The following is a 23,681-nucleotide window of genomic DNA, read 5'->3' as shown; positions in this document are numbered from 1 at the left end:
TATATCCATATAAAGTGTCCCCAAAGCATACATTCCAAATTATTTTATCAAAATTTTACTTATTTTAAATTATTATAAATTTATTCAAGAATAATTTTTATCTTCTTTTTATATACTACAATCAGATATTAAAAATATTTTTTCACCCTTTAAATTCCTTTTATTTTTATACATGTACTATTGATTTTAAAATAAAAGCATGTTACAATTACAAAAAAGAATATATCAAGTAAACGTTTATTATAATCTTTAATTTCAGAATTTTCAATTTTCTTATTTTATCTAACTTTTACATAACATAATATGTTAAATTATTGTAGCTACACTAATCCAAAGCCAGTTAAAGTCAATATTGTCTTACTTTTATATAAAATATATTTTATAAATATATTTTATAAATTTTATTTAAAAAATATTATATAAGGAGAAAAAATTATGTTACTTTTAATTGCTACATGTGCAGTGTACATATGGATTGGCTTTTATTTTTCTAAAAAAGTTAAAACAGCATCCGATTTCCTAATTGCTGGTAGAAATCTTCCTTTACCCATACTTGCCGCAACTATTGCTGCTACGTCTTTTGGAGGAGGATGTTTGGTTGGTGGAGTTCAATGGGGAGCTGAAAGAGGACTATGGGTTGGTATGTACTCTACTATAGGTGCGGCTTTAGCTTGTTTTGTAAATGCGTTTTTTGCAGGAAAATTAAGAAGCTTATCATGTGATATAACACCTGCTGACTATATTGAAACTAGATATGGTCATAGTATATTCTTAAGAGCTTATCAATGTCTTGTAACACCAATATCAATATTAGCTATTATGGGCAGTCAACTAATATCTTTTGGTTCTGTATCTACTGCATTTGGTATCCCTTATGATATAGCTGTAATTGTAGGAGTCATAGTAATCATTATATATACTTATGCATCAGGAATGTGGGGAGTTGCAGTATCAGCATTTATTCAACTTGCTATTTGTGTAGTATTTTTGCCAATAGTAGCTTATATAAGCTTAAAATTAGTTGGCGACAATCCTTTACTTATGTTACAATCAATGGTAAAAGAACCATTCTTCCCAGGAAATAAGTCGCTTAGTGATTTTATGTATACAGTTTTACCATTGGTTTTAGGCTCAATATTTTCTTATGAAAGTTTTTTGAGATACCAATGTGCTGATAATGCTAAAAATGCAGTTAAAAGCAGTGTTATTGCAGGATTTATACTATTATTTCTTGCTTTCCCTATAGGCATAATTGGAGCTATTGGTGGTAGTTTATTTCCAAACATATCATCTGTTCAGGTTTTACCTCAAATGATATCAACAACTCTACCTCCTTTAGTTTCTGTATTATTCTTAGCTGCTATATTAGCTGCCATAATGTCCACTGCTGACTCATTAATGACCTCAATGAGTGCCATAATATCGAGAGATATTTATAATAAATTATTACATCCTAATATAGAGTTTAATGATTTAAAAAATACTCTTAAATACTCTCAAATCGCCTCAGCTTTAACAGCTATAATAGGAGCAATTATAGCACTCAAGTTTGACAGTTTATTAGAACTATTATTTTGGCCAGCACCATTATGTACAGGTGTGATATTTGCACCATTTGTCATTGGTCTTTCCTGGAAAGGTGCTACAAAAAAAGGAGCTATCTGTGCTGTCATAGTAAGTGCAATATTAGCATTTTTAAATATGATTGGCCTCCTTACTGTCTTTGACAGAATTTTAGTACCTATAATAGGTGGTTCGGTTACGATATTTATAGTTAGTAAATTTTCAAAAAAAGATTGAAAAGAAAGGTATACACAGTAAATATGTCAAAATCAGAAAAAGGTAAGGAAACAAAAGCTAGTATTATAAGTGCTGCTAGAGAATTATTTTTTGAACAAGGTTATCACAAGACAACCACTAGGCAAATTGCAGAAAGAGCCAATATAAATTTAGGCTTAATAAGTTATTATTTCTCAAGTAAAAGTGAAATAGGAGCTATAATATATGAAGATATAAGGGATGAAATGCAATCTTTAATCTATAATTATCATGAAGAAGGTACAATGATGATGTTCTTTCTTGCTATGAATGCTGACCTTTGTTTTCTTTTAAAAAATGAAGCGTATAGAAACTTTTATTTGGATATAGCTTATGAGGAAGCTATTTTAAGCTATCAACGAAGTGTAACTGAAATGGTCATGAAAAGATATGTTAATGAAAAAGAATCTATAGAACATGACGAATTGATACTTTCCTGTATTGGTATACTCGCTATGAAACCTGAGATAATTAGGGTCTATACTTCACATAAATATGATATATCTTATCAATCTGTAATAAAATATTTTACAAAACAGTTTCTAATTAACCTTGGTCACAGCACTGATTTATGCGAAGATATTTTAGAAGAATTGAGTAAATACTATATAGATATAGTTGATAATTTTACGCCAATAATAACTCGCATAAGAACTTAATAAAATTTTATTGAACTTTTAGAGACTGAAATTTTGAAATCATAATTGTATTTTAATATTTCAGTCTTTATTACGTTTAAAAATACTTTATAATATTTTGCTCTAATGACAATAAAATGCTTATCCAATTGCAGCTATAAATTTCTTTATCCATAAATCCCATAGACGCCATTCATGACCACCAACACACTCTTCATATACAATATCAACATCTAAAGATTCTGCATATTTTTTAAAGGTTTCATTATTCTTATATAAAAAATCCCTATCACCACAAAATTGATAAATTTTAGGAATATCTTTATTACTCTCTTTAAGATTCTTAAGTATGTAAAGTAAATCATTCTCACTATTTCTAGCATCTTCTGGTTTCCCAAAGTCATGGAATAGAATATCAGCATTTGTTTCTATTTGCTGATTTTCCAACTCATGAATCATATCAGGTGAACCAGAAAAACTTGCTACTGCTGAAAATTCATTTGGTTTTGAAAGTGCTAATTTTAAAGCGCCATACCCTCCCATAGACATTCCAGCTACAAAATTATCTTCTCTCTTATCTGATAAAGGAAATATAGCTCTAACAAATCTAGGTAACTCTTCACTTACAAAGGTGAAATATTTATGTCCATATAACATATCTGTGTAAAAACTAGTTTCTACCCTTGGTATTACTAAAGCTATATTTTTGCTTTTGGCATAATGTTCTACATTAGTGTATCTAATCCATGAACTTTGGTCATCTTCTAGCCCATGAAATAAGTACAATGTTTTAAACTTACCTTCAAAGTCATATATCTCTTTGCCAGTAAATAGTTCTTTTCCATTTGCTATAGGTAAAACTACGATTATATCAGTCTCTCCTCCTGTATATTTTGATTTAAATTTACATTCTATAAATGCCACAAAAAACACCTCTTTTATAATGAATTTATTATCTAAAAAACACCAAGATTTTAATTGTCTCAGTGCTTTAAATATTTTATTAATTTATATATTTTTAACTACATATAATCAGAAGTATCTGTTGGTAATCCTTTTTTATCTAATTTACCCTCAATAATATCTTTAATTATAGAATAAATTACTGCAAATAGAGGAACTCCTATTACCATTCCAACAAAGCCTAATAATTTACCTGCAACTAACAATGAGAATAAAATCCAAAATGCAGATATCCCAATTGAGTCTCCAAGTATTTTAGGTCCTATAATATTTCCATCTATTTGTTGTATTATTAATATAATTAACAATAACCATAGTGCTTGTATTGGAGAAACAAACATTACTATTATTGTAGATGGTATTGCTCCAAACAGTGGTCCAAAGAATGGAATAATATTTGTAATACCAATTATTACTGATATTAATAATGTATATGGCATTTTTACCACTGTAAGTATTACAAATGTTAAAATACCTATAATAAATGAATCTAGTATCTTACCACCTAAAAATCTACCAAATGTATAGTTACTTCTGTGAGTTAATTCTAGAATTTTAGCAGCTTGTGTTTCTGTAAAAAGTGCATAAGTTATTTTTTTACTTAATCCATAGAATTTTTCTTTATCAATTAGCAAATATACTGAAACAATCAATCCTAGTACAATATTCCATATACTAGAAGCTATATCCTTCAACATATTTCCTAATATTGGTATTAAATCTGTTACAAATTTTATAATGTATGTGACAAATTCATTCCATTTATCTACTGCTAAATTAAAGTATTGTTCATCAAGATTTAAATCAGTCATTAATTTATCAAGAAGCTTAGTTGCGTTGTTTACATACATAGGTATATCATTTGCTAATCCAACAATACTCTCAATTACTTGAGGTAATACGAATTGCATAAATAAGTAAAGTATCAATGCAGCTGTTGCATATGTTAATAAAAGACCCAATCCTCTTTTTGATTTTTGTTTTAGGTTTTTTAATTTTTCACTTTTGATAAAAAGTCTTTCTTCATAAAATTTCAAAATAAAATTCAGAAGATATGCAATAGCAAACCCTATTATAAATGGCTGTAATGTTGTAAACATAATATCTAAATTGTTAGATAATACATCAATTTGTGATGATATAAGATAGAATATAATACTACAAGCAGATATTATAAACGTATAAATTGCTATTGTCGTGTACTTTGTATTCCAATTAATTTTCATTTTTTCCTCCTTATTTCTATATAATTAAATTTTATCACAAAATTACTACTTTTATAACAAATATGCCAAATTAAAATTTTTAATTTGATAAAATATAATCAAAATATATATTTTTAATTTGATTTGTATTTTTTCTACAATATAGTTTACATCATTTTTTTAAGAATTTTAATTAATTTATCATTATATGGTGCATATCTAATAGGAATATCTAAATTTAATTTTTTCAATACACTTTTGTAATGCGTAAATGTATCAAATCCTGCTTTACCATGATATGAACCCATACCACTTTCACCAATACCTCCAAATGGTAAGTAGTTGGTAGCTATATGGATAATTGTATCATTTACACAACACCCTCCTGCTGGAATCATTTCTAAAACTTTATTTTCCAAATACTTATCTTTTGTAAATATATAAAGAGCTAGTGGATTTGGTCTTTGTATAATTTCTTGCAAAATTTCGTCTAAGTTTTTATATGTCAAAACAGGAAATACTGGTCCAAATATTTCCTCCTTCATTATATCATCATCCCAACTAGCATCATCTATTATAGTTGGCTCTATTTTTAATGTATGGTTATTATAATTACCACCATATACTACCTTTTCCATATCAATAAGGGATATTATACGCTTAAAATGCTTTTCATTTATAATTTTAGGAAATTGCTCATTATCACATGGATTCTCTCCAAAATACTGTTCAATATAATATTTTATTTTCTCTATTAACTCATCTTTTTTATTCTCATGTACTAAAATATAATCTGGTGCTACACAAGTTTGTCCTGCATTTATTAGTTTTCCCCATGTCAATCTTTTTGCAGCAAGATTTATATCTGCATCTTCTAGTATAATACAAGGACTTTTTCCTCCTAGTTCCAAAGTTATAGGAGTTAAATACTTTGATGCTGCTTTCATAATTACTTTACCTACCGCAGTGCTTCCTGTAAAAAATATATAATCGAATTTTTCTAAAAGTACTTTTTCGCTTTCTTCTTGGTCACCTTGAACTACTGCAATATATTCTTTTGAAAATATACTTTCAAGTATGTCTTTGATTATATGTGAAGTTGATACAGAGTACTCAGAAAGTTTTATTATTGCACAATTGCCTGCTGCTAATGACCAAACCAATGGTATAAGAGCTAGTTGAAATGGATAATTCCAAGGTGACATTATAAGTGTAACACCATAAGGTTGAGGAACAACCTTAGATATAGATGGAAAATTGACCATACTTGAACGAACTCTTTTTGTTTTGCTCCATTTTTTTATATTTTTTATAGCAAAATTCAACTCACTATATAAAATACCTACTTCTGTCATAAATCCTTCAAAATTTGATTTATTTAAATCCTGTTTTAATGCCAAAAGTATTTTATCTTCATTTTTTAATATAACTGACTTTAGCTTTTTTAACTGCTCTAAACGAAATGATACATCTCTTGTTTTACCTGTATTATAGTATTCCCTTTGCATCATTACTATCTTATTTATATCCACTATTTAAAACCCCCTCTTTAAGAATTAGACTACTCTATTTTTAAAACAAATTGTTTAAATTTCTATTAATATAATTTTTATACAATAATAAATTCATATCAATATAACATAAATTTACAAATAAAAAAAGCCCCCCTTTTAGATACAGGAGAACTAATAAAAAAATTGTATTTTTAAGAATTAATTACTCTATAAATTACAATATAGTTATAAGCTTGTATTTTGAAGTTTATCCACATAATCAAGTATAGGATTTAGATACTTTTTATCACACCAATCAAAATCTTCTCCTAATAATAAAGGAGCTTCTATTGGATTAAAACCTTGACGTTGTTTTTTAGCTATTGACTTTTTAAGAAAACTACAAAGAGTGGTATCAAGCCATGACATTTTTGTTTCATTCCATTCGCCACGGCAGTAAAAACAAGGAATATTATTCAACTTATCCTTAAAATTAACTTCTCTCAATTTTCTTATTACTGAATCATCATATGGAGATGCTCCTACACCAAAAACAACTAGATTTTTACCTGCTAATTTCTCATAGTGCTTTTTAAAAAAAGAAATTCCTGCTATATTACAAGCATAAAGACCTCCACCTAAAATAATTGTATCGTAATCTATAATCTTTTCTAGATTAACATCCTTAATTTCAAAAATATCACAAGCTAATGATTCTGAAAGCCATTTAGCATATTTTTTTGTTGAACCATACTTACTTTTATAAATTATCACTATATTTTTCATGTTAATTATCTCCTTAATCTTGATAATAACTATAATTAGTAACTAGTTACTTTATATTATAGTAATTAATTACTTTTGTGTCAATAATCTTATTTTTTATCATATATAATGAAGCGGTATAGCTTAGATAACTATACCGCTTTATACAAATTATAATTTATAATAATTTTACAACTTAACTCCAAACTAACTACTTTAAATAAATTCTAGATTACAATACCTTTTAAAAAGTTTATTCTAAAACATACTTTTTATACTTGTTATATTCTATATTACTACATTCTACATCTAAAAGAGTTCCCTCTTCCATATATTCTGTATTTATGACACTTGTATTATTATTAAAATAAGAAGCTACATTTCCTTCACTGTATGGAATCAAAAGCTTACATCTTATATAATCTTTAAATATGCTATCACAAATGCATTTTATCATTTTGTCTATATTTATATTTTTTTTGGCTGAAACAAATATACCTTCCTTGCCTATATCATCTACAATATCATTTAATAATTTTTCATCAACTAAATCAATTTTATTGTAAATATTTATTATAGGGATATCATTTGCGCCAATTTGATTTAAAGTATCTACTGTTACTTTAATATGATTTTTATAGCTTGGATTTGAAACGTCAATAACATGTAATAACACATCTGCTTCGCACACTTCTTCTAATGTCGACCTAAATGCTTTTACTAAATCATGTGGTAGATTACTTACAAATCCAACTGTATCAGACAATAAAAATTCTTTATTATCTTGAAGAACTATGCTTCTAATAGAAGTTTCTAATGTCGCAAATAACATGTTTTTTTCAAATACTTTCTTTTCTTCAGAGTTTTTAAATATATCAACTAATTCATTCATTATTGAAGATTTTCCGGCATTTGTATATCCAACTAAAGCTACATTTGGAAGATTAGATTTTTTTCTCATATTTCTTTGAGTTTCTCGTTGGAATTTTAAATCATCTAATTCCCTATTTAGAGAAGTTATCTTTTCTTCTATTCTTCTACGGTCGAGCTCTAATTTCTTTTCACCAGAACCTCTATTTTTAGTACCTACTCCTCCACTTTGACGCCCTAAATTTTCATTTGAGCCTATAAGTCTTGGTAACATATATCTTAAACTTGCTACTTCCACTTGAAGCTTGGCGTCTCTAGTTTTTGCCCTTTGTGCAAATATATCAAGTATCAATGCTGTTCTATCTATAATTTCACAGTTTAATTTTTCTTCAAGGTTTTTAAGTTGTGATGTAGAAAGCTCATTATAAAACACAACTATATCTGCTTTTTCTTGTTTTATTATATTTAATAATTCTTCAACTTTACCTATACCAATATAATATGCTCTATTAACCTGCTTTGCATTTTGAGTTATACTTCCTACAACATCAATATTGCATGCAGAGCATAAGTTTTCAAGTTCAATCATTAGTTCGTTGAAATCCTCAGATTTACTATTTATGTTTAGTCCTACTATTATTCCTTTTTTTGCCATATCCATATTCTCCTTATATACTATTTTTTATTTAATATATAGCACGAGATTATGGCTCTATAATTAAATTCATTAAGAATTTGCTTGTTTAATTTTATCCTTAAATGATACTTCTAATTTAATATTATAATAACCATAATCGTGCGTTATTTTCTTAATCTTATATAAAAAATCACTTTAAAACACCTCTCCTCAATTATATTATGTAGTTTTTTCAATAAAAAAACTCCTTATAAATCTAAGTAATACAAAACAATCTACTTACATTATAAGAAGGATTAAAATTCTAAATATATATTAAAAATATGTCAATTTAATTGACTCATATGTGATTATTATATTATATTTAACCCAATTCTTAAATTTAAGTAGTTTTTTACACAACTAATAAAAGTAACTAAAGTAGATAACTTTACATAATTGTTAACTATTAAAATTAAATTTTATTATTAATAAAATTTAAAGAATACGATTAAATATACATTTTGATAATCACCTCCAACATTTTCCTTATTATATATTATAACAAAATACACAACTTTGTAAATACATAAAAAAATAGATAAGATTATATCTTACAAAATATAATCTTATCTACATAGTTTATTCTATATTTCTCTTACAACGATACTCATATTTTAAAGTAAATTCTTACTACATTGCTTCATCTTCTTCAAATTGAGAATTGTAAAGATTAGCATAGAATCCACCTTTCTTTAGAAGTTCCTCATGGTTTCCTTGTTCAACTATATCTCCTTCATTCATAACAAGAATCATGTCAGCATCACGTATAGTTGATAATCTATGTGCTATAACAAAGCTTGTTCTACCTTCCATAAGATTATCCATAGCTTTTTGAATTAATACTTCTGTTCTAGTATCAACAGAACTTGTAGCTTCATCCAATATTAAGATTTTAGGGTCTGCTAAAATGGCACGAGCTATAGTCAATAATTGTTTTTGACCTTGAGAAACATTGCTTGCTTCTTCATTTAATTTCATGTTGTATCCATCTGGCAATGTTTTGATAAATCTATGAACATGTGCAGATTTAGCTGCTTCTATAACTTCTTCATCTGTAGCCTTTAGTTTACCATATCTTATATTTTCCATAATTGAGCCACTAAATAACCATGTATCTTGAAGAACCATACCAAACATTTCTCTAAGCTCACTACGATTGAAATCTTTAATATTATGACCATCAATTAGTATTGAACCACTATTAACATCATAAAATCTCATTAAAAGCTTAACTATAGTAGTTTTACCTGCTCCTGTAGGTCCAACAATAGCAACTTTTTGACCAGGTTTAACATTTACTGAGAAATCATTTATTATAGTCTTATTTGAATTATATCCAAAATTAACATTTTCAAAATCAATCTTACCTTCTAAACCATCTATTGAAACTGCATTTTCAACAACTTGGTCTTCTTCTTCCTCTTCTAAAAACTCAAATACTCTTTCAGAAGCTGCTGCTGTTGACTGTAGTAAGTTAGCAACCTGTGCAATCTGAGTCATTGGTTGTGTAAAGTTTCTTACATATTGTATAAATGACTGTATATCTCCAACCTCAATTGTTTTCTTAATTGCAAGCCAACCTCCTAAGATTGATACCATTACATATCCTAAGTTTCCAATAAACATCATAAGTGGTTGCATTATCCCAGACAAAAATTGAGATTTCCATGCTGAATTATACAAACTATCATTTAATTTATCAAATTCATTAATTGCTTCTTCTTCACGATTAAATGCTTTTACTATTGTTTGACCACTATAAGTTTCCTCAACTTGACCATTTACATTCCCTAAATATTCTTGTTGGGATCTAAAGTATTTTTGTGATTTCTTTACTATTCTTGAAATTACAAACATTGATATTGGTAATATTAAAATTGCCACTAATGTCATAATACCACTTATAGATAACATCATTATCAAAACACCTATCATAGTTGTTACTGATGTTATAAGTTGTGTCATACTTTGATTTAAACTTTGGTTTAGAGTATCTATATCATTTGTAATTCTTGATAGTATTTCACCATGTGTTTTAGTGTCAAAATACTTCATTGGCAATCTATCCAATTTTACTGAAATCTCTTGTCTTAAATTATAAGATACTTTTTGAGAAATTCCACTCATTATGAATCCTTGTATAAAAGAGAATAGTGCACTTACCAAGTAAAGGCAAAGTAATAATGCTAAAATTTTTCCAATTGCGTCAAAATCTATACCTACATTGCCTCCAGAGACTTTGCTCACTAATCCTTCAAATATCTTTGTAGTCGCCTTACCTAAAATTTTTGGACCTACTATAGAAAACGATGCACTACCAATAGCAAATACAATTACCAAAATTATTGATATTTTAAATTTAGATAAGTATGCAATTAGTTTTCGCATGGTTCCTTTAAAGTCATTTGCTTTTTGTCCTGCTCCTATAGATTTTCCCATAGGACCTTTTCCCATTCTACTCATTAGCTAGCTCCTCCTTTGAAAGTTGTGATAAAGCTATTTGCTCATAAACTTCGCAATTTTTTAGAAGCTCTTTATGTGTTCCTATTCCAACTATTTTTCCTTCATTTAAAACAACTATTTGTTCTGCATGCAAGATGGTACTAATTCTTTGTGCAACTATTAATACTGTACTTTCAGCAGTTTTTGATTTTAAAGCTTTACGAAGAGCTGCATCAGTTTTTAAGTCAAGAGCCGAAAAACTATCATCAAATATATAAACTTCTGGATTTTTTGCTATTGCTCTTGCAATAGAAAGTCTTTGTTTTTGACCTCCAGAGACATTTGTTCCACCTTGAGAAATTTCAGTTTTAAAAGCTTCTGGTTTAGAATCAATGAATTCTGTAGCTTGAGCTATTTCAGCTGCAGCTCTCATTTCTTCATCTGTTGCGTCTTTTCTGCCATATTTCAAGTTGGATTCTATGGTACCAGAGAACAATATTCCTTTTTGAGGTACATATCCAATTTTTTCTCTTAAATCATGTTGAGCAACATCTTTTATATTAACTCCACCAAGTAATATTTCTCCCTCAGTAACATCAAAGAAACGAGGAATTAAATTTATAAGAGTCGACTTACCACTACCAGTACTTCCTATAAATGCAGTTGTTTCTCCTGGTTTTGCTGTAAAGGATATATCTGTCAATATAGCTTCTTCTGCATCTGGATACATGAATGAAACATTTTTAAATTCAACAAGACCTTTTTTATCTTCTTTAAATTCTTGTACTTTTGATTTTTCTGGGTCTTTGATACTTATATCTGATACCAACACTTCATCTATACGTGTAGCTGAAACAGATGCTCTTGGAAGCATAATAGATATCATTGATATCATCAAGAATGACATTATTATCTGCATTGTATATTGTATAAATGCCATCATATCTCCAACTTGCATTGCTCCAGAATCAACACTATATGCACCTCTCCAAACTATAAGAACTGTAATAAGGTTCATTATAAGCATCATAGCAGGCATCATACATGTCATAACTCTATTTACAAAAAGATTTGTTTTAGTTAAATTTTTATTTGCTTCATCGAATCTTTTTTCTTCATGTTTTTCAGTACTAAAAGCTCTTATAACTGGAATACCTGTAATTATCTCACGGCTTACTAAGTTTAACTTATCGACAAGCTTTTGAACCAATTTAAACTTAGGCATAACAACTGAGAATAATACAATTATTAAAGATAAAATGGCTACTACTGCAACTGCTATAATCCAAGCCATTGAAGTATTAGTATTTAAAACTTTTATTATTCCACCTATAGCCATTATTGGAGCATAAAAAACTATTCTAAGTAGCATAACCATCAACATTTGTATCTGTTGAATATCATTTGTACTACGAGTGATTAATGATGCTGTAGAAAACTCATTCATTTCACTATTTGAAAATGACATAACTTTTCTAAAAACTCCACTTCTTAAATTTCTTCCTACGCTTGCTGCTACTCTTGCTGCTAAAAATCCAACTGTAATTGTAGCTATCATACTAATCATAGCTATACCAAGCATTTTTGCACCAGTAAGTAATATATAATTATTTTGCATATTTTCTGTATCAATACCTATGTTTTCATATTCTGCTTTTACATATGATACTGAACTTTGTGTTATCATACTTTCTGGCATACTTTCAAAGCTTTTGCTCATCTCTTTAGTTAATTTGTCTAATTGTTCTGTTGGCATCATTGATAACACTTTAAATATATCAACTTCTTCACCTTGAGTCCCTTGTGTAGGAAGTTGACTCATTATCTGAAATTTCATTGCTTTTACTTCCTTACTGTCCCCCTCAAGCCCTGATACAATTAAAATAGATTTACCAAAAATAGTATTTAACTCCTCTATAGTATCCTTGTTTTTAGTATTTAACTCATAAAGAGATTCGTCTTTTAAATTTGGATACTTCTCTTTATACTTGCTGTAATCTTCCTTATTCAATAAAGTATAATTGTCTAATATTTTATCCTTATTATCTTTATCCATAAACAAAGTAATCTTATCTAATTCACTTTTTCTAATTATAGATGGAACAGAGTTTTCTACTCCACCTTGCTGTATCCCTATATTTACTATATTAGATGTATATTTTGGTAAAGAAAGGTCACATACTGCTTGAACTACCAATAAGCATACTATTATTACTATTGATAAGGCTGACTTCTTTAAATATTTAATTAATTTAAACATACACTTCTTCCCTTCTGTAATATTAATTAGTCTGATAGCATTAAATTGAAAAACATTGTTTTAAACTTTAGAAATATTTTTCATGCTCATGTTTATGACATCCTGCTTTTAAATTGTCTCTAACTTGCATTAGAAGTCTTCTAAGTACTATTTTTTCTTCTTCACTAAATCCTAAAAAGATTTCTCTTTCTAATTCTTTGTTAAATTCCTCAACTTTCTTACATACTTCTAGGCCTTTATCTGTTAAAAAAATTCTAGAAATTCTTTGGTCCTTTTCATCTTGTTTTCTTTCTACAAGCCCAGTTTTTTCCATTCTTTTTATCATAACTGTCGTTGTAGATGCTTTTACTTTTCTTTTATCTGCTAATTCTTTTTGACTTTGACCATTTTTCATCCTAAGAGAAAAAAGTATTTGTGGCTGACCCTGGTACAAGCCTAATTTATCAAAATAAAAATGAGTTCTTATAAAATATATTCGCATCAATTGCAAGAAAACATCATTTAATTTTTCTTCAGAATTGCTATTCATACTTACCCTCCTTATTTTTATATTACTTAGTCGGCTAATGATTATTTTACTATAACAGATATCTTTTTTCAATATATTTATAAAAAATTCATATAAATTTCATTTATTAAATATTTTTCTATTGATTAGTTATGATTTTAATAGCTAATAATAAGTTTTTTAATTAGCTAACTACTTATATTTTTCATTAAAACCTTAAGATAAACCTTTTCATAAATTTATCAATTAAAAAAGGTTGTTTCAAAATAAAATAAATTTTGAAACAACCTCTTATTTAATAATATATTACTTATATACTATAAAAATATATTATTTATCCTCATATCCATTTACAACAACATCTATTTTTCCAGTTTCTGGCGATATAATCAACCCATGCACAACAATTCCCTCTGGAATTAAAGGATGATTTTTTATTAAATTAATACTATCTTTTACAGAATCCTCTGCTGAATCAAATCCATGTAACCATTGTTTTGTATCAATTCCTGCACTACGAAGTGTAAGTATTACATCATTTGATATTCCTCTATCTAAGATTTTATTTAGTAATTTATCCGTATCCACATTGCACATACCACATCCATGATGTCCTACAACCATAACTTCATCCACATCAAATTCATAAATTGCAACTAAAATACTTCTCATAATACTTCCAAATGGATGCATTATAGTAGCACCTGCATTTTTTATCAGTTTAACATCTCCATTTTTAAGATTCATGGCTTTAGGTAAAAGTTCAGTTAATCTTGTATCCATACATGATAGGACTACTATTTTTTTATTTGGATGTTTTGAGGTTGCATACTGTTCATATTCTTTATTTTTTACAAATGATTTATTGTACTCTAATATCTCTTCAAGTCTTCGCATATGTAATCTCACTCTCTATAAAAATTTTTTATATTATTATATCACTATTGGACTACAATATATACATATATAATTTAATTTATATTTATCATCTATTTTTATAAAATTATTATTTTTCCATAATTTCACATATTAGTTATATTAGTAAAGACTCTTATAATAATCTTTTAATAATCAAAATTAGAATTATATATTTTTGTTATTTAATTAAATAATTCTTTTAAAACTTTATTACCTAAATTTAATCCTATTATAGTTACTTTTCCATCCTTAACTCCGCTATATTTAAAAACATTAGTTTTGCCAGAAGAATAGCTAAATTCTAAATATACATCAGATGAATTTACAAAACCTTATGCCTTTAATATTTTTTTAATGAGTGTAGTTTTTCCTACTCCTAAAAAACCTGAAACAACATCAACCTTTATCATATATACTCAAGTCTTTTAAACTAATTAATACTTTTATGTAATATGCATAGTATTGAATTTAGTTCTTCAACTGACATTTGACCTGGTGCAGAAACCTTTTTAACTGCTCCAAAAGTCAATGCTGAGCCAAATATTTCCCCACACAAACGACTTATAACTCCCATTCCTGCCATAGACATAGTTATTATTGGTCTATCTGCATAAACTTGAACCATTTCATTTGTAGCTGTAAGCAACACTAGAACATCTCTTTCATTTTTTGGCATAACAGCTATTTTAGGTAAGTCTGCTCCTAGTTTTTGCATTTTGCATAAACGAGATATAATCTCTTCTTTTTTGGGAGTTTTATTAAAATCATGATTCGACATGACTACTTTCACTTCTTTTTCATGAGCAAACTCGACTATTTCATTTACAATTTCATCTCCCATAAATAGCTCTACATCTATTAAGTCTATTAATCCTGTATTAGAGATTTCCTTATTTAAAATAGTATAATAATCTTTTGATATTAATTTTTGTCCACCTTCTTTTATACTTCTAAATGTAAATAATAGAGGTGTATCTGGTATATATTTTCTTAATTCATTAATAACTTCTTTAACTTGTTGAATATTTTCTACATTCTCAAAGAAATCAACACGCCATTCTACAACATCCAAACAAATTTCCTTTAAGTCATTAACTTCTTCAATAATTTCTTCTTTAGTTTTTCCAACTATTGGTACACAGATTTTAGGTATACCTTCTCCTATTCTAATATTTTTTACTTGTACTATATTATTCATATTTCTCCTCCACACATATAGAAGTTTTATCAGATTTTATATTCTTTACATCACAATATTATTATATCGTAAAAATACTATAAGTCATAACAATACTAATTCTACAGTAGTACTTCAACTTCATTTTATATACTTACATTTAATTTTTTTACACTCTTTCTTGTAATTTCATTATATTACTTAATTATTATTAATAAAATACATATTATTCTTAATATTGATAGAATTAATCTATGAATTATGGTATAATATGGTATAATTTTGTAGAAATAACCCGAATTTTATTTCTTATGAAGGGATTGAATATCAATGAACCTAAATCATTTGCATTACTTTAGAGTTTTAGCCAAAGTTGAGCACTATACAAAAGCAGCTACACAATTGTCTATAACTCAACCAAGCTTAAGTCATGCTATATCTGCTCTTGAAAAAGAACTGGGAACTTTTTTATTTGAAAAACAAGGTAGAAATGTTCGTTTAACTAAATATGGTAAATTTTTTTTAACTTATGTTGATAAAGCATTGAGTGAATTAGAAAGAGGAGAAAAAAAGCTTAGAGAATATACAAGTATATCAAAAGGTGTCATAGACTTAGGATTTATTTATACATTGGGAGCTTACTTCATTCCAGATATACTTGGTAAGTTTTTAGAAAAAGAGTCAAATAAAAATATTTCATTTTCATTTGGTCAAGGTACTACTAAAAAGATTATCCAAAGTTTAAAAGATGAAAAATTCGATTTAGCATTTTGCTCTTTTGTTCCAAATGAACCCAACATAGATTTTACAGCTATACTTCAGGAAGAATTGGTTGTAATAGTGCCATATAACCATCCTTTAGCCTCAAATGAAAGTGTAGACTTAAAGGATACAAAGGATTATCCTTTTATATTCTTTAGTGAAGATAGTGGAGTTAGACCAATTATTGATAAGCTCTTTGAAAAAGTTGATGTAAAACCACAAATTGTATGTGAAACAGAAGAAGATACAGCTGTCGCAGGTTTAGTTTCTATTAACTATGGTATAGCAGTTGTTCCAAATATTTTTGCTCTTAAATATTTTAATGTAAAGGTTTTATCAATAACAAATCCTATACATGAAAGGTACATATATTTAGCTACAATGAAAAATAAATATTTAACTCCTGCTGTTAATAGTTTTAGAAACTTTGTTATTAATTACAGTAAAAACAATAATCTAATTGATAAAATGGAATAAGAACAAGTTAAAAAGGGATTGTTTCAGAGTAAATACTCTGTACAATCCCAGACACATTTTAAAATTTATTAAAGTTTATTAGAAATAATCTGAGAAATATGGATTTTCACGTTCAATAAGATTTTCTAATAAATCTACTATTTCTTTATCACAAGTAATTCTTTTTATTCTATGAAGATAAGTTGGTCTTTTGTAACTAAGCAACATAGTTGTAAGTGTTTGTATATCAAGCTTCAAATCATACTTATCACCACCAGAGGTTAGTATACCTTTACCTTCTTTAGAAACACTTAGTGTAAATACTCCTGTATTCCAATCTAATAAAGGGTCTTTTAATTGAAATACTAACTTTACTTCATTTTCTTGTTCTTTAAATGGATACTGATTTATAAATTGTTCTATATCAACAATTCTACCCATAAAGTATGGTCTTATATTTTCTTCTATGTCTCCATCTTCAAGTAAAAATGCCAATGGTTCATCTGTATATGTATTTCCAACCACTTTATTTATCATTGAAAAGTGAGCACTTATAAAATTCCATAATCCTGCACGTGCCTCTTCTTCTACAAATACCATTTCTTTAATATAGAATATTTCATCAGAAATCCAATATAACACATAACCTTGTGCTTCATGGTTTTTATCATAATAAATTGCACATGTTAAGTCATCTAAATCCCAACGCCAGTATTCTTCCCATGCCAACTCACTTCTAATCATAGACGCATGGCTCTTTTTAGAAAATCGTTCATAAACATTTCTGACATCTTCGTGTTCTATACTTACACGCTCAACTTCTCCTGATACCACTTTAGGTTTCGGCAACTGAGTATCTTTAATTTCAAAAGATATCTTATCTGATATTATTTCCCATCCCTTACGACGATAATATGGAATTGAGTATGGAAATAAATAAGATATAGATTGCTTTCTTTCTCTCATATCTGTTAATGCTTGTCGCATCAATTTATCCATAAGACCTAAATTAGAATATTCAGGATATGTTCCAACACCAGTAAGACCACCCATATCGTATTTTTGACCAAATATATTGATTTTAAATGGATAAACAGCTATTTGAGATACTAGTTTATCCTCATCAAACCAACCAAATACATCTGCTTGTCTTAATACAGGTAGTTTAGCAAGAGTTATTTCTCTTTCCTCCCAACCTACTTGTTGTAAATCATGGTTTGTCACTTGAAATACATAACGTAACAATTGATTGAATTGTTGCAAATGCTTAGTTTCTACTTTCTTCATTTCGAGTCTCTCTAGTCGACTCATAATAAAACCTCCTAAAAATAAATACATATAAATACTATCTATTTATATAATATAGATAATAAATTTACATAAATACTACATAAATATTTATATAAACATAATTTTATCATACCCAATATATTCTAGTCAAATCACTGTTGAAAATTAAAGTTTAATTCAATAATAGCATTATTTAACTTAATAAAAAATGATTTATATTTAGTATATCTTAAATACTTGTAATTTTTTATCACTTTGATATAATCAAATAAATAGACAATTGTAATAAAATACAGTTTAGTTAAAAATATTTTATTTAAAATAAAATAATAAACTATAAATAAATAAGTAATATATAAGGAGTGATTCTGTGAATAGATGCATTGTAATAATGGGATAGTCAGGAAAACAACATAATATAAAGGAGAGATTTAAACATGACTATTCCAAATTCAGATAAAATATATCCAAGAAGTAATGATTATCAAACTATATATCTTAAAAATGTGATTACAAGAGACAATATAAAAGTTGGAGACTATACAATATATAACGACTTTTATAATGACCCAAGGGATTTTGAAAAAAATAATGTACTATATCAATATCCTATAAACAATGATAAATTAATAATCGGAAAATTTTGTTCAATTGCATGTAATGTAAAGTTTTTAATGACTAGTGGAAACCACACTATGAAATCACTCTCTACTTATACATTTCCAATCTTTTATGAAGAATGGGATTTAGACATAAATCATATAACAGATACTTGGGATAATAAGGGTGATATTGTAATTGGAAATGATGTATGGATAGGCTATGATGCTGTAATTATGCCAGGTGTAAAAATTGGTGATGGAGCAATTATTGGAACAAGAGCTGTAGTTACTAATAATGTCCCTCCATATTCTACTGTTGGAGGAATACCTGCAAAAATTATAAAGAAAAGATTTAATGATGATATAATTTCAAAATTATTAAAAATTAAGTGGTGGGATTGGTCATATGAAAAAATCCAATCAAGTATTCAACACATTCAATCAGGAGCTATTGATAGATTAGTTTAATATTTTATGACTAATTTATCTTAAAACGAGATTTAGGGGAAATCTTTTTAGGAATTCCCTTAAATCTACTATATTGCCAATAGTCCTACTTGATATAATTAAAATTAAAAATAGTACTAAGGTTATAAAACAAAGATAAATTAACTTTTCTAAAATTACTTTACTTTTATTATTTATTCTCTACAAGAGATTCGACTTTTCTAAAATCATCTCTATTATTTATTATCATAAAAGATTTAACTTTTCTAAAGTTGTTATTATATTTCTTCCTTCTCTAACTCCATCGATTATTCTTCGAGCTATTTTACTATCTCCTATATTTAGAACTTCCACATTTTTAGCTTCAAAATATTTCTTTAAATTATTCAAAATTGGATTATTAGATTTCATTCCTAAACATATAAATCCATAATCAAAATTTAGTAAGAACTCTTCTTCATTCTTCTTAACTTTAAAATTATCATCCTCAACTTCCAATAATGCTGTATTTGTATAAACATCAACATTGTAATCTTTTAACATCTTCATCATTGTCACCTTTGTTATAGGGTCTAAATCTTTGCCCACAACTGGTAACATCTCAACTATAGAAGTTTTAGCCTTATTTTCTGAGAAAAATTCTACAACATCTAATCCAACAGCTCCACCACCCACAACTACTACTTTCTTATTTTCTAAGTCTTTTGTTTTAAAATATTCTATATCATTAAATAGCTTAAATATTGAACTCACCTTTCCATTTTCTTGGTCTATCCTATCCATCAAACCAGTTATTGGTGGAAGTAATGGTTTTGAACCTGTAGCATTTATAATTATATCAGGTTTTAAATTTTCTATAAATTTAATATCGGCCTTTGTATTTTTAAAAACAATTAAATTTTTTAATTTATTAACTCTCTGTTTTAAATACTTTGGAAAATCATTTATTCTACTTTTATCCGGAAAAGTTGATATTGTCTCAGCAAGCCCTCCTATATCTGCTTTTTCTTCTAATAAAAATACATTACATCCCACCTCTGCTGCTGTGGCTGCGGCTTCGAGACCCGCCGTTCCTCCACCTATAACAACCACATTTGTTGTCTTATTTACTTTTCTTTGTTTATATTCTTCTCCATTTATTAAGTCTGGATTTACTGTACATCTTATAGGTCTATTTGCTCCAATTCTATTACCTGCACATCCTATATTACATGAAATACACTTTCTTATTGAATCTTCTTTTCCATTTTCTACCTTTTCAGCCCAATTAGGGTCAGCTATAAGGCCTCTTCCCATACCTATAAAATCCGCTTCATTATTTTCAAGTATTTTTGATGCTATCTCTGGATTCCTTATATTTCCAGTTATTATTGTTGTTTTTCCAAATCTTTTTTTAACTGCTTTAGACATATATGAACGCCACCCATCTTCTAATGTCATTGTATCGATTTGAAATTGTATAGAATCATTTAATGCTGCTGATACATTATATATATCTACTTCTTCATTTAAATATTCAAGAAGCTTTAAAGTATCATCTAAAGTATTTCCTCCCTCTATAAATTCATCAGCACTTATCCTTAAAGATATAGGAAATAAGGCTCCTACTTCGTCTCTAACTTTATCAATTACTAGTTTTGCAAATCTCGCTCTATTTTCAAGACTTCCACCAAATTCATCTGTACGCTTATTGTAAATTGGGGATAAAAATTGACTTATTAGATATGAGTGTCCAGCGTGTATCTCTATAGCATCAAAACCAGCTATTTGAGCTCTTTTTGCTGCCTTTCCATATTTTTTAGCTATATCTAGTATTTCTTCTTTCTTTAATTCTCTTGGTATTGTTCCTCCATTTTTTGAGGGTATGTTCGAAGAAGATACTGGAGTTAATCCATTTATTCTATCTGGCATAGCTGAAGCACCTGAATGATTAATTTGTATAGCTACACATGCACCATGTTTATGTAGACTCTCAGTTAACTTATATAAAGCAGGTATGTATCTGTCATGGTCTATTCTTATTTGTGTAGTTCCATTAGAACCTAAAGGAAAATCTACACAAGCATTTTCTACAATTATAAGTCCAGTTCCACCTTTAGCTCTTTGTTCATAATATTTAATGTGTTCATCTTTAAATTCTCCACTTTCTCCACCAAAGTTTGTTCCCATTGGTGGCATAACTATTCTATTTTTTACATTCATCCTTTTTATAGTTAATGGTTCAAAGATATTTTGATATATTTTCATTTCTATTCCTCCACACGTTTTTATGTTTATAGTTTTTGTGTTTTAAATTTATGTCTCTATTATAATGCGTAGAAATCTATTAAACCAGTGCATATTTTCATCATTATTGATAGATTTTTTCTATAATTTTATGATTATGTTTCTTAACAAAAAAAATCATGCTACATTAATAGTGATACACTATTAATGTAGCATGATTACTTAAACTCTAGATAATTTTAATATTTTACATATACACATATATATTAAGAATAGCTAAATTTTACAGTCTTCTATACTCTTCTCTTTTTAATTTTAAGTTACTTAGATAATAATCTATCTCATCAATTAGACGTTGTTTATCCTCAGGTAATATTCCTTTTAAGTTAACATAATTTGAGGCATGATTACTTCTAAATACGACTTTTTCATTGGTATCTATATTTTTTATCATTTCTTTAATTTCTTGTAGCACAGCTTTATCTTCCAATACTGTAAATTCACCTGATTGAAGCAAATCGTAAAGTTCAGTATTAGGTTCTACCATTAAACTCAATACACCTACATAATCTGGTGAAATTGCTCCTAGCATTTTTCCTGTATCAACTCCATGTTGATTCGTTTTTTTAGTTCCTCCAAGACCTGCTATTACAGTAGCTGATAATTTAATACCATTTTGCTTAACTTTTCTACCAACTTTTATAAGTTGTTCACTATTAAATCCCTTTTTAATATCTTCTAATACCTCATCATTTCCACTCTCAAGCCCTAGATAAATCATCTTAACACCAAGTTTTTTTAACTCTTTAAGTTCATCATCAGTTTTTTTCTCTATAGACTTAGGAGAGCCATATAGAGTAATTCTTTCACACTCTGGAAAAACTTCTTTTATATACAATATTATATCTCTTAGTTTTTCCATTGGTATTATCAATGCGTCTCCATCTGCTAAAAATATTCTGTCTACATTTTTATAATGTCTTCTAAATATATCAATTTCATTTTTTATTACTTCTAATGGTTTTATTTTAAATTTCTTTGATTTGTACATACTACAAAATGTACATTTATTATGAGAACATCCTAGTGTAACTTGTATTATAAGACTATAAGCCTCACTTGGCGGTCTATAAAGTGGCATATCATATTCCATATTAAAATCCCCCTTTTAATCAACTCTTAATTTTATTATATTAATAATATTTACTTAAAATAATACTTTATATATATTATAAACTTCAAGCTTTTGTTTAAGATATATTATTTAAAAATTTAATAATACTATTTGCAGTAATCTTAAGCTGTTTTTCTTGACTTATAATAGCATCATTGTCTCCCTTTTGTTTTCCATAATCTCCAAATTGTGCATGATTTCCCCCTTCAATTTCAACATAAGTTGTATCATCAGGAAGTTTTTCTTTTGCTTCTATAAGATTTTTAAAATTAACTACTCCATCTTTACTTCCCCATATAGATATAACCTTTTTACCTAGCTGTTTTAGTTCATTGCCCATTGGATAAGAAGATAAAAACACAACTCCATCAATTAATTTATTGTCACGTGCAAAATTAGATGCAACAACTCCACCCAATGAGTGACCTCCTATTACCCAATGTTCTATATTATTGTAAGAATCCATAATTTTCTGTGCTTTATTAGTTCCAAGTATAGCTAGATTAAGTGGCATTTTTGCAATTACCACTTCATATCCACTTTCTGCTATTTTTCTTGCAAGTGGTGCATATGATTCAATTTCTACTTTAGCTCCTGGATAAAAAATTAGACCTTTAGAAACTTTTCTACCCTTCGGTGTAAATGAAATATTTTCATTTATGGTTACCTCAACTTTACTATTGCTAACTAATGCTTCTTTTGCTAGTTTTTGAGGTTCATATGTTTTGTTTATCCATATGAAAAAACTAAGCAGAATCAATACAAACAGTATACCTATTCCCATGAATATTTTCTTTTTTATATTAAATTTTCTATTATCATTTTTATCATCTTCGTTTTCAACCTCATCATAAAGTAAAGGTCTTTCAAGTTCCATAGTTATACTAAATGTATCATATTTCTTATTGCGCTTTACCTTTACATCTTTACTCATAAATCTAACCCCCATAATATTTGAATACTATTATAGTTTATCCTAAGTAAATTG

At 27.6% G+C, this 23,681-nt stretch carries 19 protein-coding genes; 4 read left to right on the top strand and 15 right to left on the bottom strand.

Annotated elements, in window-relative coordinates; all coding sequences use genetic code 11:
- Positions 1-435 precede the first annotated feature (435 nt).
- Both IC213_RS02940 and IC213_RS02935 read left to right on the top strand, forming a co-directional pair.
- The gene (locus IC213_RS02940) at positions 436-1,800 is read left to right on the top strand and encodes a sodium:solute symporter family protein (protein WP_227482502.1); all 1,365 of its coding nucleotides are present in this window, start codon (positions 436-438) and stop codon (positions 1,798-1,800) included.
- A 23-nt stretch (positions 1,801-1,823) separates the two neighbouring features.
- Positions 1,824-2,477, top strand: coding sequence for a TetR/AcrR family transcriptional regulator (locus IC213_RS02935; RefSeq protein WP_227434875.1), 654 nt, complete (start codon positions 1,824-1,826; stop codon positions 2,475-2,477).
- A gap of 120 nt (positions 2,478-2,597) precedes the next feature.
- On the opposite strand, the gene IC213_RS02930 is transcribed toward IC213_RS02935, so the two are convergent.
- The 11 genes from IC213_RS02930 to aroD all read right to left on the bottom strand — a co-directional run bounded on the left by IC213_RS02930 (position 2,598) and on the right by aroD (position 15,757).
- Positions 2,598-3,380 (bottom strand): alpha/beta hydrolase, encoded by a 783-nt coding sequence (locus IC213_RS02930; protein ID WP_227830634.1) that lies wholly within the window; start codon positions 3,378-3,380, stop codon positions 2,598-2,600.
- A 98-nt stretch (positions 3,381-3,478) separates the two neighbouring features.
- A complete protein-coding gene (locus tag IC213_RS02925; RefSeq protein WP_227862721.1) occupies positions 3,479-4,645 on the bottom strand; it encodes an AI-2E family transporter in 1,167 nt (388 codons plus the stop codon).
- A 146-nt stretch (positions 4,646-4,791) separates the two neighbouring features.
- Positions 4,792-6,156, bottom strand: a complete 1,365-nt coding sequence (locus IC213_RS02920) for an aldehyde dehydrogenase (RefSeq protein WP_227830635.1) — start codon at positions 6,154-6,156, stop codon at positions 4,792-4,794.
- A gap of 207 nt (positions 6,157-6,363) precedes the next feature.
- Positions 6,364-6,903 (bottom strand): flavodoxin domain-containing protein, encoded by a 540-nt coding sequence (locus IC213_RS02915; RefSeq protein ID WP_227434879.1) that lies wholly within the window; start codon positions 6,901-6,903, stop codon positions 6,364-6,366.
- 232 nt (positions 6,904-7,135) lie between these two features.
- The gene (hflX, locus tag IC213_RS02910) at positions 7,136-8,407 is read right to left on the bottom strand and encodes a GTPase HflX (RefSeq protein WP_413926680.1); all 1,272 of its coding nucleotides are present in this window, start codon (positions 8,405-8,407) and stop codon (positions 7,136-7,138) included.
- A 654-nt stretch (positions 8,408-9,061) separates the two neighbouring features.
- The gene (locus tag IC213_RS02905) at positions 9,062-10,894 is read right to left on the bottom strand and encodes an ABC transporter ATP-binding protein (RefSeq protein ID WP_227862719.1); all 1,833 of its coding nucleotides are present in this window, start codon (positions 10,892-10,894) and stop codon (positions 9,062-9,064) included.
- A complete protein-coding gene (locus IC213_RS02900; RefSeq protein ID WP_227862718.1) occupies positions 10,887-13,133 on the bottom strand; it encodes an ABC transporter ATP-binding protein in 2,247 nt (748 codons plus the stop codon). Before IC213_RS02900 ends, IC213_RS02905 begins: the two co-directional genes overlap by 8 nt.
- 67 nt (positions 13,134-13,200) lie before the next feature.
- Positions 13,201-13,662: a MarR family winged helix-turn-helix transcriptional regulator gene (locus IC213_RS02895; RefSeq protein ID WP_227434883.1), complete on the bottom strand. Its 462-nt coding sequence runs from the start codon at positions 13,660-13,662 to the stop codon at positions 13,201-13,203.
- 309 nt (positions 13,663-13,971) lie between these two features.
- Entirely contained in the window at positions 13,972-14,538 is a 567-nt protein-coding gene (locus IC213_RS02890; protein WP_227434884.1) for a beta-class carbonic anhydrase, read from the bottom strand.
- A 353-nt stretch (positions 14,539-14,891) separates the two neighbouring features.
- The gene (locus IC213_RS21230) at positions 14,892-14,969 is read right to left on the bottom strand and encodes a GTP-binding protein (RefSeq protein WP_227434955.1); all 78 of its coding nucleotides are present in this window, start codon (positions 14,967-14,969) and stop codon (positions 14,892-14,894) included.
- A 20-nt stretch (positions 14,970-14,989) separates the two neighbouring features.
- Positions 14,990-15,757: a type I 3-dehydroquinate dehydratase gene (aroD, locus tag IC213_RS02880; RefSeq protein WP_227482499.1), complete on the bottom strand. Its 768-nt coding sequence runs from the start codon at positions 15,755-15,757 to the stop codon at positions 14,990-14,992.
- A 309-nt stretch (positions 15,758-16,066) separates the two neighbouring features.
- On the opposite strand from aroD, the gene IC213_RS02875 reads away from it, so the two are divergent.
- Positions 16,067-16,975, top strand: a complete 909-nt coding sequence (locus IC213_RS02875; RefSeq protein ID WP_227434891.1) for a LysR family transcriptional regulator — start codon at positions 16,067-16,069, stop codon at positions 16,973-16,975.
- A gap of 78 nt (positions 16,976-17,053) precedes the next feature.
- Here the strand turns inward: IC213_RS02875 and eis are convergent, their stop codons facing one another.
- Positions 17,054-18,265, bottom strand: coding sequence for a GNAT family N-acetyltransferase (eis, locus tag IC213_RS02870; protein WP_227862717.1), 1,212 nt, complete (start codon positions 18,263-18,265; stop codon positions 17,054-17,056).
- Positions 18,266-18,681: 416 nt separating this feature from the next.
- On the opposite strand from eis, the gene IC213_RS02865 reads away from it, so the two are divergent.
- Positions 18,682-19,314 carry a CatB-related O-acetyltransferase gene (locus IC213_RS02865; RefSeq protein ID WP_227862716.1) on the top strand — a complete coding sequence of 211 codons (633 nt, stop codon included), beginning with the start codon at positions 18,682-18,684 and terminating at the stop codon, positions 19,312-19,314.
- 225 nt (positions 19,315-19,539) lie between these two features.
- Here IC213_RS02865 and IC213_RS02860 read toward each other — a convergent pair whose 3' ends face one another.
- From IC213_RS02860 to IC213_RS02850, 3 genes are all read right to left on the bottom strand, one after another.
- Entirely contained in the window at positions 19,540-21,540 is a 2,001-nt protein-coding gene (locus tag IC213_RS02860) for an FAD-dependent oxidoreductase (RefSeq protein WP_227835423.1), read from the bottom strand.
- Positions 21,541-21,802: 262 nt separating this feature from the next.
- Positions 21,803-22,672, bottom strand: coding sequence for a radical SAM protein (locus IC213_RS02855; protein ID WP_227434897.1), 870 nt, complete (start codon positions 22,670-22,672; stop codon positions 21,803-21,805).
- Between the two features lie 97 nt (positions 22,673-22,769).
- On the bottom strand, positions 22,770-23,627 hold the full coding sequence (locus IC213_RS02850) for an alpha/beta hydrolase (protein ID WP_227434899.1): 858 nt from the start codon (positions 23,625-23,627) through the stop codon (positions 22,770-22,772).
- Positions 23,628-23,681: the final 54 nt, after the last annotated feature.

It is taken from the genome of Clostridioides sp. ES-S-0049-02 (assembly GCF_020658465.1).
Classification (GTDB): domain Bacteria; phylum Bacillota; class Clostridia; order Peptostreptococcales; family Peptostreptococcaceae; genus Clostridioides.
Note: the sequence above shows the minus strand (reverse complement) of the source record. Positions and strands in the feature narration are given on the sequence as shown.